Annotated in this window: 9 protein-coding genes; 3 read left to right on the plus strand and 6 right to left on the minus strand. The window is 53.0% G+C overall.

Going from position 1 to position 12,325, the window contains the following annotated elements:
• Positions 1-47: 47 nt before the first annotated feature.
• From KGP26_RS13260 to KGP26_RS13270, 3 genes are all read right to left on the minus strand, one after another.
• Positions 48-533, minus strand: a complete 486-nt coding sequence (locus tag KGP26_RS13260) for a glutathione peroxidase (protein WP_021804573.1) — start codon at positions 531-533, stop codon at positions 48-50.
• 744 nt (positions 534-1,277) lie between these two features.
• The gene (locus KGP26_RS13265; protein WP_021178121.1) at positions 1,278-2,324 is read right to left on the minus strand and encodes a 3-deoxy-7-phosphoheptulonate synthase; all 1,047 of its coding nucleotides are present in this window, start codon (positions 2,322-2,324) and stop codon (positions 1,278-1,280) included.
• A 170-nt stretch (positions 2,325-2,494) separates the two neighbouring features.
• Positions 2,495-3,316, minus strand: a complete 822-nt coding sequence (locus tag KGP26_RS13270; RefSeq protein WP_021804571.1) for a pyruvate, water dikinase regulatory protein — start codon at positions 3,314-3,316, stop codon at positions 2,495-2,497.
• 472 nt (positions 3,317-3,788) lie between these two features.
• On the opposite strand from KGP26_RS13270, the gene ppsA reads away from it, so the two are divergent.
• Entirely contained in the window at positions 3,789-6,167 is a 2,379-nt protein-coding gene (gene ppsA, locus KGP26_RS13275; protein WP_021804570.1) for a phosphoenolpyruvate synthase, read from the plus strand.
• A gap of 418 nt (positions 6,168-6,585) precedes the next feature.
• Here the strand turns inward: ppsA and ydiK are convergent, their stop codons facing one another.
• Together ydiK and KGP26_RS13285 are read right to left on the minus strand one after the other, a co-directional pair.
• On the minus strand, positions 6,586-7,686 hold the full coding sequence (gene ydiK, locus KGP26_RS13280) for an AI-2E family transporter YdiK (RefSeq protein ID WP_021804569.1): 1,101 nt from the start codon (positions 7,684-7,686) through the stop codon (positions 6,586-6,588).
• A 45-nt stretch (positions 7,687-7,731) separates the two neighbouring features.
• A complete protein-coding gene (locus KGP26_RS13285; RefSeq protein WP_155621742.1) occupies positions 7,732-7,878 on the minus strand; it encodes a hypothetical protein in 147 nt (48 codons plus the stop codon).
• A gap of 184 nt (positions 7,879-8,062) precedes the next feature.
• On the opposite strand from KGP26_RS13285, the gene KGP26_RS13290 reads away from it, so the two are divergent.
• Together KGP26_RS13290 and menI are read left to right on the plus strand one after the other, a co-directional pair.
• Positions 8,063-11,119 (plus strand): FAD-binding and (Fe-S)-binding domain-containing protein, encoded by a 3,057-nt coding sequence (locus KGP26_RS13290; protein ID WP_021804567.1) that lies wholly within the window; start codon positions 8,063-8,065, stop codon positions 11,117-11,119.
• The gene (gene menI / locus KGP26_RS13295; RefSeq protein WP_021178115.1) at positions 11,116-11,532 is read left to right on the plus strand and encodes a 1,4-dihydroxy-2-naphthoyl-CoA hydrolase; all 417 of its coding nucleotides are present in this window, start codon (positions 11,116-11,118) and stop codon (positions 11,530-11,532) included. Before KGP26_RS13290 ends, menI begins: the two co-directional genes overlap by 4 nt.
• Positions 11,533-11,568: 36 nt before the next feature.
• Here menI and KGP26_RS13300 read toward each other — a convergent pair whose 3' ends face one another.
• Entirely contained in the window at positions 11,569-11,973 is a 405-nt protein-coding gene (locus KGP26_RS13300; protein WP_024486172.1) for a hypothetical protein, read from the minus strand.
• Positions 11,974-12,325 lie beyond the last annotated feature (352 nt).

The raw sequence follows: 12,325 nt of genomic DNA on the forward strand, positions 1-12,325 counted from the left end.
TGCTTACCGGGGCTGGATTGATTGCGACCAATTTGCTGATAAAACGGCTATTTCAACAAAGTTTCGATACGGCTGAACAGGCGCTCAGGTTTGGTGATGGGGGCAAAGCGTGTGATGCGCTCGCCATCGGCGGTGAGCAGGAATTTGGTGAAGTTCCACTTGATACGTTGGCTACCTAACAGACCGGGAGCACGGCGTTTTAACTCGCTGAACAGGGGATGCGCCTGCGCGCCATTGACGTCGATCTTGCTGAACAGCGGAAAGCTGACGCCATAGTTGAGGGTGCAGAAGTTGGCAATCTCCAGCGGATTGCCCGGCTCTTGTCCGCCAAACTGATTGCAGGGGAAGCCCAGCACCATCAACCCGCGTGAGCGATAATACTGCCATAGCTTTTCCAAGCCCGCATACTGCGGGGTAAAGCCACACTTGCTGGCGGTATTGACCACCAGGTAGGCTCGCGCCGGGAAGTCGGCCAGCGTTTTATGTTCCCCTTGCAGGGTGATACAGGGAATGGACAGCAGTGAATGGTTCACGGAAGAGGGCTCCAGATCGGTTTAGTTCAGATGTTTGGCAAGTATAGCGGAATGACGTAAGAATACTTCGTAGAATATGGCATCAATAACCTGATTTAGGTGATGAAGATCCGGTAATGCAGTGTTTAAGATCCCCACTTACTCGTTGGAAAACAATAATTAAATTAAAGCCAGCATCATATGCAAATGCCATTTTATATATAAAATGTTTAATTGAGTGAGTAATCATAGGTGTTCAGCTTTTATTTTACAGGCATTGACGCTTGGGTTTTTGAATGTGTAATGTTATTTTTTTGTGGTATCTACGTAAATAGGGAAAGTATGAGCTAATTGTTACATAGGGAGATGATGTGAATGTGTTAATTGTTATTTTTCTAATATTATCAGTGTGTTGTCACTTCTTTGTGGGGTTGGGAGTATTTCCAGACGTTAAGAGGAATACAATGGCACTTGCCTCTTTGATGCTTTTGTTTGCAGGGGTATCTAGTGGCTATAAGATTTTCACTGCAAATTTTTGCATTATTCTCATGCTATTGGCTTGTGTAATACGGTGGGTTAAAGGAAAGAAACGTCTAAAAGAAATAGATAACATAGGTATGTTGTACGTAACGCTTTCTTTCATCCCTTTTTTGGTTTTTATGATTGAGTGGATGAATTATTGAGTTTTCAATCCCATCACGAAAGTGATACTGCGTGAACGGATAAATGAGAGCCAGCATGCCAAAATCATGCTGGCTAAAATAATCAGAAACGGGTATCTACCGCGTCGGCCAGCATAGCCAGCAACTGCTCGCTGTCCGACCAGCTCAGGCAAGGGTCGGTAATGGATTGGCCGTAGGTTAGCGATTGGCCAGCCACGATTTTTTGCGTGCCTTCCACCAGGAAGCTTTCAGCCATCACGCCAGCGACGGCCACTGAGCCTGCGCGGATCTGTTGGCAGACGTTTTCCGCCACTTCCAACTGGCGGCGATGCAATTTCTGGCAGTTGCCGTGGCTGAAGTCGATCACCAGCTGTTCAGGTAAATCGAACTCGCGCAGGCTATCACAGGCGGCTACCACATCGGTCGCGTGATAGTTTGGCGTCTTGCCGCCGCGCATGATGATATGGCCATAAGGATTACCGCTGGTCTGGTAAATGGTCATCTGGCCGGTTTTGTCTGGCGACAGGAACATATGACCGGCGCGCGCGGCACGGATGGCATCAATGGCGATGCGGGTATTGCCGTCGGTGCCATTTTTGAAACCGACCGGGCAAGAGAGCGCCGAAGCCATTTCACGGTGGATCTGGCTTTCGGTGGTGCGAGCGCCAATCGCGCCCCAGCTGATCAGGTCGGCAATATACTGGCCGATCACCATATCCAGAAACTCGGTCGCCGTTGGCAGGCCAAGCTGGTTTACTGACAATAGCAGCTTGCGCGCCATCTCAATACCACGGTTGACCTGATAGCTGCCGTCCAGATCGGGATCGGAAATCAAGCCTTTCCAGCCCACTACGGTGCGCGGTTTTTCAAAATAGGTGCGCATCACGATTTCCAGGCGATCCTGATAGCGCTCGCGCAGTACGTTAAGACGGGTGGCATAGTCCATTGCCGCATCCAGATCGTGAATGGAGCAGGGGCCAATCACTACCAACAGGCGCTTATCTTCGCCGGTGAGGATTTTTTCAATACGTTTACGTGACGCTGTCACGTTATCGGCTACCGATGCTGAGATCGGCAACTTTTCTGCCAACGCCTGAGGCGTGACCAAGCTGTCGATGCGCGCGGTCCGCAGTTCATCTGTTTTGTGCATGATTGTCTCTAAAACTGTTCTTCGCGACGGCAGGAATACCGGGAAGTGATGGCGATCACAATAACGCAAAAACGGCTGATTTCAACCGTAGAGATTGTGATCGGCTGTTTAAAACCGGTAAAAAAGCACAAAAGAGGGGGGATGGACGACTATCCGGCCAGCCCCTACTATCAGAACATTCGCCGGCTCATACCGAGGATATCGAGGATCTTGGTGGAGATCTCCTCCACCGAATAGTTGGTGGTATTGAGGTAGCGGATCTGGTTTTTGCGAAACAGTGCTTCCACTTCGGCAACTTCCATCCTGCATTGGCGCGGGGAAGAGTAGCGGCTGTTTTCGCGGCGTTCTTCGCGGATCGCCGTTAACCGCTCTGGGTTAATGGTCAACCCAAATAATTTATGTTGAAACGGCTTTAGCGCGGCAGGTAGCTGCAAATTGTCCATATCATCGGCCGTAAACGGATAGTTGGCCGCGCGGATACCAAATTGCATCGCCAGATAAAGGCTGGTGGGGGTTTTACCGCAGCGGGATACGCCGAGCAGGATCACCTGAGCCTGATCGAGATTGCGCAGCGATATGCCGTCATCATGGGCCAGGGTGTATTCAATGGCCGCGATCCGGGCGTCATACTTGCCCAGATTGTTTTCCGTCAGCCCGTGGGTGCGATTAGGGACCGGCGTTGGATCCACCGCTAATTCCCCCTGCAGCGGGCCAACCAGGGCTTGCACGATATCCTGGCAGAATCCTTCACTTTGGGTGATCACCTGGCGAACCTCCGGCGAGATAATCGAATAGAACACCAGTGGGCGCACACCGGTTTGTTGGTAAATATCATTGATCTGCTGGCATACGCCCCGCGCACGCGCTTCGGTTTCCACAAAGGGCAGAGTGAAAGTGGTGGCCTTGACGGGAAACTGTGACAGCACCGCATGCCCCAATACTTCGGCGGTAATGGCCGTGCCATCCGAGATATAAAAAACGCTTCTTTCCACCTATAACTCCTTAATGCCTGAAACGACGGATAGCAACATCATGGTCTGCATACCCACATACGGTAAAGAGGAGGACAGAAATTTTGTGACGCTGGGGATCATTCGTGGTAATTGAATATATTTAATAAAACTATATTTCATTTTTAATAAAATGAATGATGCTATTTTAACTACCTGCTCCGACGCAAATTGGTGCTATTTTCGTCAAATCAATCACTAAAATTACGGGTATTTAAGCAAAAGTTTAAATAATACATAATTTGTTGAATTGTAAGCTTTTAGCCAGTTAGGGAACGATCCCTAATAAAATTGTGCTCGCTGGAATTCTCTTAATTGCTATTTTCTTCATTGGCTTGATCGATTCACCTGTCTATTGTCTATGGATCATTGTGCTAGTGTGGGTGGGTGCCGTTTTTGCGGTACCCGTCAAAAATCCGTCAATACCCTACTGATAGCAATAAGGATTGTCTCGATGTCTAACAATGGCCCAGACTTGCGTAATGTGCTTTGGTACAACCAGCTTGGCATGCACGACGTTGACCGTGTCGGTGGCAAAAATGCCTCCCTCGGTGAAATGATCACCAATCTCTCCGATTTGGGCGTGGCCGTACCCAACGGTTTCGCCACCACCGCCCAGGCATTTAACGATTTTCTTGAGCAAAGTGGGGTTAACCAGCGCATTTATCAGTTGCTGGATCAGACTGACGTGGACGATATTGCTCAACTGTCCAAGGCCGGTGCGCAAATTCGCCAATGGGTGATCGATACGCCTTTCCACGCGGAATTTGAACGTGAAATTACCCTGGCGTACCAACAACTGTCCGAGGGCGAAAGCGAAGCCTCCTTTGCCGTGCGTTCTTCCGCCACGGCCGAAGATATGCCAGACGCCTCGTTTGCTGGCCAGCAGGAAACCTTCCTCAACGTGCAGGGCATTGATGCGGTGATGGTGGCGATCAAACACGTCTTCGCCTCTCTGTTTAACGACCGGGCCATCTCTTACCGTGTGCATCAGGGTTACGATCACCGTGGCGTGGCGCTTTCCGCCGGTGTGCAGCGCATGGTGCGCTCCGACCTGGCTTCATCTGGGGTCATGTTTACCATTGATACCGAGTCCGGCTTTGATCAGGTGGTATTTATTACCTCGGCGTTCGGCCTGGGGGAAATGGTGGTGCAAGGGGCGGTCAATCCGGATGAGTTTTATGTCCATAAACCGACGCTGCTGAAGGGCAAACCGGCCATTGTGCGCCGCAACCTTGGCTCGAAAAAAATCCGCATGGTGTACGCACCTTCACAGGATCACGGCAAACAGGTCCGTATCGAAGATGTGCCAGAAGAGCAACGCAATCGTTTCTCTTTGACCGATGATGAAGTCCAGGCACTGGCGCATCAGGCGTTGTTGATCGAAAAACACTATGGCCGCCCGATGGATATCGAGTGGGCCAAAGACGGCCACACTGGCAAGCTGCTGATAGTCCAGGCGCGGCCAGAAACCGTGCGCTCCAATGAGCAGGTGATGGAACGCTACCAACTGAACGGTAACAGCACCGTGCTGGTAGAAGGGCGAGCCATTGGCCATCGTATTGGGGCAGGCCCGGTGAAGGTCATCCACAATATCAGCGAAATGGATCGCATCGAGCCGGGCGACGTGTTGGTCACCGATATGACCGACCCGGATTGGGAACCGATCATGAAGAAGGCGGCAGCGATCGTAACCAACCGTGGTGGGCGTACCTGCCATGCAGCGATCATTGCCCGTGAACTGGGGATCCCTGCCGTTGTAGGCTGTGGCCACGCAACGGACCTGCTGAAAGAAGGGCAGAAAGTCACCGTCTCCTGCGCCGAAGGCGACACCGGCTTTGTCTACAGCGACATGCTGGAATTCAGCGTGCAAAGCTCGGAAGTCACTGAACTGCCGGAACTTCCGTTGAAGATTATGATGAACGTCGGAAACCCTGACCGTGCGTTCGACTTCGCTCGCTTGCCAAATGAAGGCGTAGGGCTGGCCCGGTTGGAGTTTATTATCAACCGCATGATCGGCGTACACCCGCGTGCCCTGTTGGAGTTCGACCAGCAAACCCCAGAGCTGCAGGCAGAAATCAAGACGCTGATGTTGGGCTATGACGATCCGGTCGAGTTCTATGTCGGTCGTTTGACCGAAGGGATCGCCACGTTGGGCGCGGCATTCTGGCCGAAGCGCGTGATCGTGCGCCTTTCCGATTTTAAATCTAACGAATACGCCAACCTGGTCGGCGGCGAGAAATATGAGCCGCACGAAGAAAACCCGATGTTAGGTTTCCGTGGTGCGGGTCGTTACGTGGCTGACAGCTTCCGAGACTGCTTCGCCATGGAATGTGCCGCAATGAAGCGGGTACGTAATGAGATGGGGCTGACCAACGTTGAGGTAATGGTGCCGTTTGTGCGTACCGTGGCTCAGGCGGAAGCCGTGGTGGCAGAGCTGGGGCGTCAAGGGTTGAAGCGCGGCGAGAACGGGCTGAAAGTGATCATGATGTGTGAGATCCCTTCCAACGCCTTGCTGGCCGATCAGTTCCTTGAGCACTTTGATGGCTTCTCTATCGGTTCCAACGATATGACGCAGCTTACGCTGGGGCTGGATCGCGATTCCGGAGTGGTCTCTGAGCTGTTTGACGAGCGCAATGAGGCGGTCAAGGCGCTGCTTTCCATGGCGATCCAGGCGGCCAAGCGTCATGGCAAATATGTCGGCATCTGTGGACAAGGCCCGTCAGACCATGCGGACTTTGCCGAGTGGCTGATGGATCAGGGGATTGATAGCCTGTCGCTTAACCCGGATACCGTGGTGCAGACCTGGGTTAATTTGTCACAAAGAAAGTAAACCTGAATAACAACGTCTATTGAAAACATAAAACCGCCGGTTAAACCTGGCGGTTTTTTTATATTGGCGGGTTATTTTGCACAAAAAAAAGCCCATCAAAAGACGGGCAAAGACTACACACAGCAATTCAGTGATTCGGAGTAACTCTGTTAGATGACTTGGCTGGCAAACAATGCATGGAAAGCAATGCTTTTCAGCAAGATAGAGTTTCATACTAGGCAGTTATCTGGCGCGCGTCATTAAGAATCGTCCCAATCAAACAGCCTGGATTGTACGATTTCATTGCAAGAACAGGTATTTGATTGGTATCTATTTTGCACCAGGTGAGTCAGCAGAATAATTATCGGGAACGATGCGGTGGGGAATGGGAATATTTGGATTTATCGCCTGCCCAATGAATGAGCAGGCGATGTAGGGATCACAACTGTTCTAAATCTTTGGCGACTTCTTCCAGATCGGCGGTGGGCTCTGGAGCTTCGTTCACCCAGGCGCTAACCAACCGATAAGAGACCGCCAACACGACTGGGCCGATAAACAGACCAATCATCCCGAAGGCCAGCAGGCCACCGATAACGCCTGACAGGATCAGAATCAACGGCAGGTCGGCACCCATGCGGATTAGCGCCGGGCGCAGGAAGTTATCCAGAGTTCCGACCACACAGCTCCACACCAATAGCACGGTGCCCCAGGTGGTATCACCGGTCCAGTAAAGCCAGATAATGGCCGGGACCAAGACCAGCAATGGCCCCAGTTGAGCGAGGCAAAAGACGAACATCACTACGGTCAGCAAGGTGGCCGCCGGAATGCCGGAAACGGCCAGCCCAATACCGCCCAGGATCGACTGCACCAATGCGGTCACCACCACGCCTAATGCGACTGCACGGATCGCTTGCCCGGCCAGTAACACGGCCGCGTCGCCCCTAGTGGAAGCAAGGCGTACGGCAAAATGGCGGATCGCCATGCCAACCTGCTCACCGCGGGCGTACAGCAAGGCGCTGAACAGTAACATTAGCGAACAGTGGATCAGGAAACGGCCAATATGTGCTGCCTGGGTGACAAACCAGGTGGCGGTCTGGCCAAAGTAAGGTTGAATTTTGGCCACCAGAGCGTTACCACCGGTGTTCACCAACAGATGATAGCTGTTATAGACTTTGTGCCCGATCACTGGAATGGAACGCAGCCACTCCAGCTGTGGAACGTGGAGCTGGCCCGGCGAGTTCACCCAGGCTACGATTGGCGCGCTGTTGTCCACCACGCTGCTGATCAATAGGGCAATAGGCAGCACAAACAGTAAGAGCAGCAGGATGGTCATCACCAGCACGGCTAGCGACCGGCGGCCCCAAAGTAGGCTCTGTAGTTTAATCAATACCGGCCAGGTGGCGATCACCACCATCGATGCCCAGGCAAATCCCAGAATAAAGGGTTGAATGACCCAAAAACTGGCGACGATCATAATGGCGATAAACAGCACACCAAAAATTATCGTCGGTAAATCGTAGCGGCGTTGCGGTTGTGTCATGAATGCGTTTTCATCCTAGTGAGTTAATTCCTTGGTACCCTTTTATCATGGAGCATTTTTGGCAACTTTCACAGTCAGCAGCACATTTTGCCGTGGAACGTCATCAGCGGTACCGCCTTTCACTATTAAGCGCAGTGGAATAACCGCCAGATTTTCTTCTGCCGAAAGCGCAGCCATCGGTTGCGCTATCATTTTCCCCGCCAAATAATGCCAAATTCAGGATGTACAAGCGGCAAAACACCCGCCATTATGAGGTAGATAGCGATGATGCAGGGGCGGGTAACGGCCCTTGCCGTTATCGTGATAATAAAAGACAGGGGAGGGTCAGTTCCGGGCCCGGTTAAGCAATGAAGAGCAGACAGAGTCAAACAAGCGAATGATCCCACAAATTTCTCAGGCATCCGGCCTCGTTCAACGGGTGCTGGACTTTTTGGCCGCGTTAAAACAGAGCGGATTCAACGGCGATACCGCCACTAGCTATGCCGATCGGTTGACGATGGCGACGGATAACAGCATTTACCAGCTGTTGCCCGATGCGGTGGTGTTTCCTCGCTCAACCGCCGATGTGGCGCTTATCGCCCGGCTGGCCGACGAGGAGCGCTTCAAGGCGCTCACCTTCAGCCCGCGCGGTGGTGGCACCGGCACCAATGGGCAGGCACTTAACACCGGCATTGTGGTTGATATGTCGCGCTACATGAACCGCATTCTGGACATCAACGTCGAGCAAGGTTGGGTGCGGGTAGAGGCCGGAGTGATTAAAGACCAGCTTAACCAGTATCTGCGGCCGTTCGGCTATTTCTTCTCGCCGGAGCTTTCTACCAGCAACCGCGCCACCCTAGGTGGCATGATCAATACCGACGCGTCTGGCCAGGGCTCGCTGGTGTACGGCAAAACCTCAGACCACGTGCTGGGGCTGCGGGCGGTGTTGCTGGGGGGCGAAATGATCGACACTCGCGCCATGCCAACGCCGCTGGCGGAAACGATTGCCCAGGAAGATACGCCAGAGGGGCGGATCTACCACACCGTGCTGAACCGTTGTCGCGAGCAACGCGCACTGATCCTGGAAAAATTCCCCAAGCTTAACCGCTTCCTCACCGGCTACGATCTGCGCCACGTGCTGAGCGACGATCTGCAAACCTTCGATCTGACCCGCATTCTTACCGGTGCCGAAGGGACCTTGGCCTTTATCACCGAAGCGCGGCTGGATATCACACCGCTGCCGAAGGTGCGGCGGCTGGTAAACGTCAAATATGACTCTTTCGATTCGGCCCTGCGCAATGCGCCCTTTATGGTGGAAGCCAAGGCGCTGTCGGTGGAAACCATCGACTCTAAAGTGCTGAATCTGGCCCGCGAAGATATCGTCTGGCACTCGGTCAGCGAACTGATCACCAACGTGCCCGATAAAGAGATGCTCGGGTTGAACATCGTTGAGTTTGCCGGTGACGATAAGGAACTGATCGACGGCCAGATGGAAGCGTTGTGCGAGCGTCTGGACGATCTGATCTCCGAGCAACAGGCTGGGGTGATCGGCTATCAGATTTGCGGCGATTTGACCGGCATTGAGCGTATCTACAATATGCGCAAAAAAGCGGTTGGGTTGCTGGGTAACGCCAAAGGGCAGGCCAAACCCATCCCGTTTGCCGAAGATACCTGCGTGCCGCCGCAGCATCTGGCCGACTATATCACCGAGTTCCGCCAACTGTTGGATAGCCATAACCTGAGCTACGGTATGTTCGGCCACGTTGATGCTGGTGTGCTGCATGTGCGCCCGGCCTTAGATATGTGCGATCCCCAGCAAGAAGTGCTGATGAAGCAAATATCTGACCAGGTGGTGGCGTTAACCGCCAAGTATGGCGGCCTGTTGTGGGGAGAACACGGGAAGGGCTTCCGGGCGGAGTATAGCCCGGCGTTCTTCGGCGAGGAGCTCTATGAAGAACTGCGCCGCATCAAGGCCGCGTTTGACCCGCTCAATCGCCTCAATCCGGGGAAAATCTGCCCGCCGCTGGGCGTAGATGCCGTTATGATGAAAGTCGATGCGGTGAAACGTGGCACGTTGGATCGCCGCATCCCCATCGATGTCCGCACTTCGTTCCGTGGCGCGATGGAGTGTAACGGCAACGGACTGTGCTTTAACTTTGATGTCCACAGCCCGATGTGCCCATCGATGAAGATCACCGCGAATCGGATCCACTCGCCGAAAGGCCGAGCGGCCCTGGTTCGCGAATGGTTACGCTTATTGGCAGAGCAGGGCGTGGACCCCGTCGCACTGGAAAAGCAGTTGCCGCAGCAGCGCCTCAGCTTCCGCACGCTGGTTGAGAAAACCCGTAATAGCTGGCATGCAGGCAAGGGCGAATATGACTTCTCCCATGAAGTCAAAGAAGCGATGTCTGGCTGCCTGGCCTGTAAAGCCTGTTCGACCCAGTGCCCGATCAAGATCGACGTGCCGGGCTTCCGTTCGCGCTTCCTGCAGCTTTATCACACCCGTTATCTGCGCCCAATGCGTGACTACGTGGTCGCTGGCGTTGAGAGCTATACCCCGTTGATGGCCAAAGCGCCAAAGGTGTTCAACTTCTTCTTCAAGCAGCCATGGGTGCGCGAACTGAGCCGCAGCAGCATCGGTATGGTGGATTTACCGCTGCTATCGAGCCCAACGTTACGCCAACAACTGTCGGGCCATAGCGCGTTCAGCATGACGCTTGAACAGTTGGAAGCATTGAGCGAAAGCCAGCGCGAACAGCATGTGCTGGTGGTGCAGGATCCGTTTACCAGCTATTACGATGCCCAGGTTGTGGCAGACTTTGTACGGTTGGTGGAAAAGCTGGGCTACAAGCCGGTGCTGTTGCCATTCTCACCGAACGGCAAGGCACAGCATATCAAAGGGTTCCTGACACGCTTTGCCAAAACGGCGCGCAAGACAGCGGACTTTCTTAACCGGGTAGCCAAACTGGGGATGCCGATGGTGGGTGTCGATCCGGCGTTGGTGCTGTGTTATCGCGACGAGTATCAAGAAATTCTCGGGGCCGAGCGGGGTAATTTCCAGGTGCAACTGGTTCATGAGTGGTTGCAACAGTTGCTGGCAGAACGAGCAGAACAGCCTGCGACCGGTGAAGCCTGGTATCTGTTTGGCCACTGTACCGAAACTACCGCATTACCGGCGAGTACCCAGCAGTGGGCAGCCATCTTTGCCCGTTTTGGTGCCAAGTTGGAAAACGTCAGCGTGGGTTGCTGTGGCATGGCGGGCACTTACGGTCACGAAGCCAAGAATCTGCAAAATTCCCTGGGGATTTATGAGCTATCATGGCATCAGGCGCTACAGCGTTTGCCAAGGCAACGCTGTCTGGCGACCGGTTATTCTTGCCGCAGCCAGGTAAAACGCATTGAAGGCAATGGCGTGCGGCATCCATTACAGGCACTTCTGGAGATGATTGCGTGAAGCTGTGGAAACGTGAAACAACGCTGGAACAACTCAACCAAAGCGGTGAAGGATGCATGGTGGCCCATGTGGGCATTCAGTTTACCCGCTTGGAAGATGACTATTTAGAGGCGGTGATGCCCGTCGATCACCGCACTACCCAGCCGTTTGGCCTGTTACACGGTGGGGCTTCGGTAGTGCTGGCCGAGTCGATGGGCTCAATGGCGGGGTATCTGTGCACCGAAGGGGAACAAAAGGTGGTGGGGTTAGAGATTAACGCCAACCACCTGCGCGCGGTATTTAAAGGGCAGGTGCGCGGGGTTTGTCGTGCGTTGCACGCCGGCCGCCGTAATCAGGTCTGGCAGATTGAGATCTTCGACGATCGCGATCGCCTCTGCTGTACCTCACGGCTGACCACGGCAGTATTGGAGTAACACCAACCCCGCAGGTTTTCGCCTGCGGGGTAAACGTTACAGCTGGAACGGCACCCGTTTCACAAAATCCTTCTGAAAAGCGGTAGCCTTGTCCCAGCCGCCTTCCATCGAATATTTCTGGCAAATCAGCGTTAGCGTATGCCGGGCAAAATGATAGCACTGCACGCGGAACAGCTGACAACGCTGTGGGTTGTTGATCTCGACAATCAGCCGGTTATGCAGTTTGCTCAGCGCATGCAGGTAGCTCTCGTCATCGCCATTTTCCAGGCATAAATTCGCCATGCCAAGGCTGACACCGTTGTAACGCTTCAGATGATTGATGTTGCATTCAGGCCGCTGTAGCGCCGCTTCCGCCATATAGAAATCCACCGTGGCATCACGGATGTTGAACTTGTATTCATCAATTTTGCTCAGCAGCCACGCATTCATCGAGATAGCCATAGGTCCACGCCCAATTAAAGCTTAATGATAATCATTATCATATTTGTAGCTGTGGCGATGATCAATGCTCCCCGCAGATTTTTTTCTGTAGTCGGTCTTTTGACCGCCACGGGCTAAAAACACGCGAGCGACTAGACTTAAAGCAGGTAAAGGCATTTTTCAGACAGACAAAATGTAGAAATAGGTATTTTCTATGAATGTTTAAAACAGACGACTTATCCGGCGCTATAACCTTGTCGGAACAGCGGGATAAGCCGTACGAGATATGATGAATTGCTATCAATTCAGAGGGATAAAAATTATCCCCATATCTATTTTGCTTGGATACGCCATCGATTTATCGTGTTGACGA

Origin of the sequence: Serratia sp. JSRIV002 (assembly GCF_019968725.1) — a bacterium.
In the GTDB taxonomy this organism is placed as follows: domain Bacteria; phylum Pseudomonadota; class Gammaproteobacteria; order Enterobacterales; family Enterobacteriaceae; genus Chania; species Chania fonticola_B.

Excerpts from the sequence above, each read along its gene's own strand:
- KGP26_RS13265 (WP_021178121.1), bottom strand. The coding sequence starts at position 2,324 with ATGCACAAAACAGATGAACTGCGGACCGCGCGCATCGACAGCTTGGTC.
- ppsA (WP_021804570.1), top strand. The coding sequence starts at position 3,789 with ATGTCTAACAATGGCCCAGACTTGCGTAATGTGCTTTGGTACAACCAG.
- ydiK (WP_021804569.1), bottom strand. The coding sequence starts at position 7,686 with ATGACACAACCGCAACGCCGCTACGATTTACCGACGATAATTTTTGGT.
- KGP26_RS13285 (WP_155621742.1), bottom strand. The coding sequence starts at position 7,878 with ATGATAGCGCAACCGATGGCTGCGCTTTCGGCAGAAGAAAATCTGGCG.
- KGP26_RS13290 (WP_021804567.1), top strand. The coding sequence starts at position 8,063 with ATGATCCCACAAATTTCTCAGGCATCCGGCCTCGTTCAACGGGTGCTG.
- KGP26_RS13300 (WP_024486172.1), bottom strand. The coding sequence starts at position 11,973 with ATGGCTATCTCGATGAATGCGTGGCTGCTGAGCAAAATTGATGAATAC.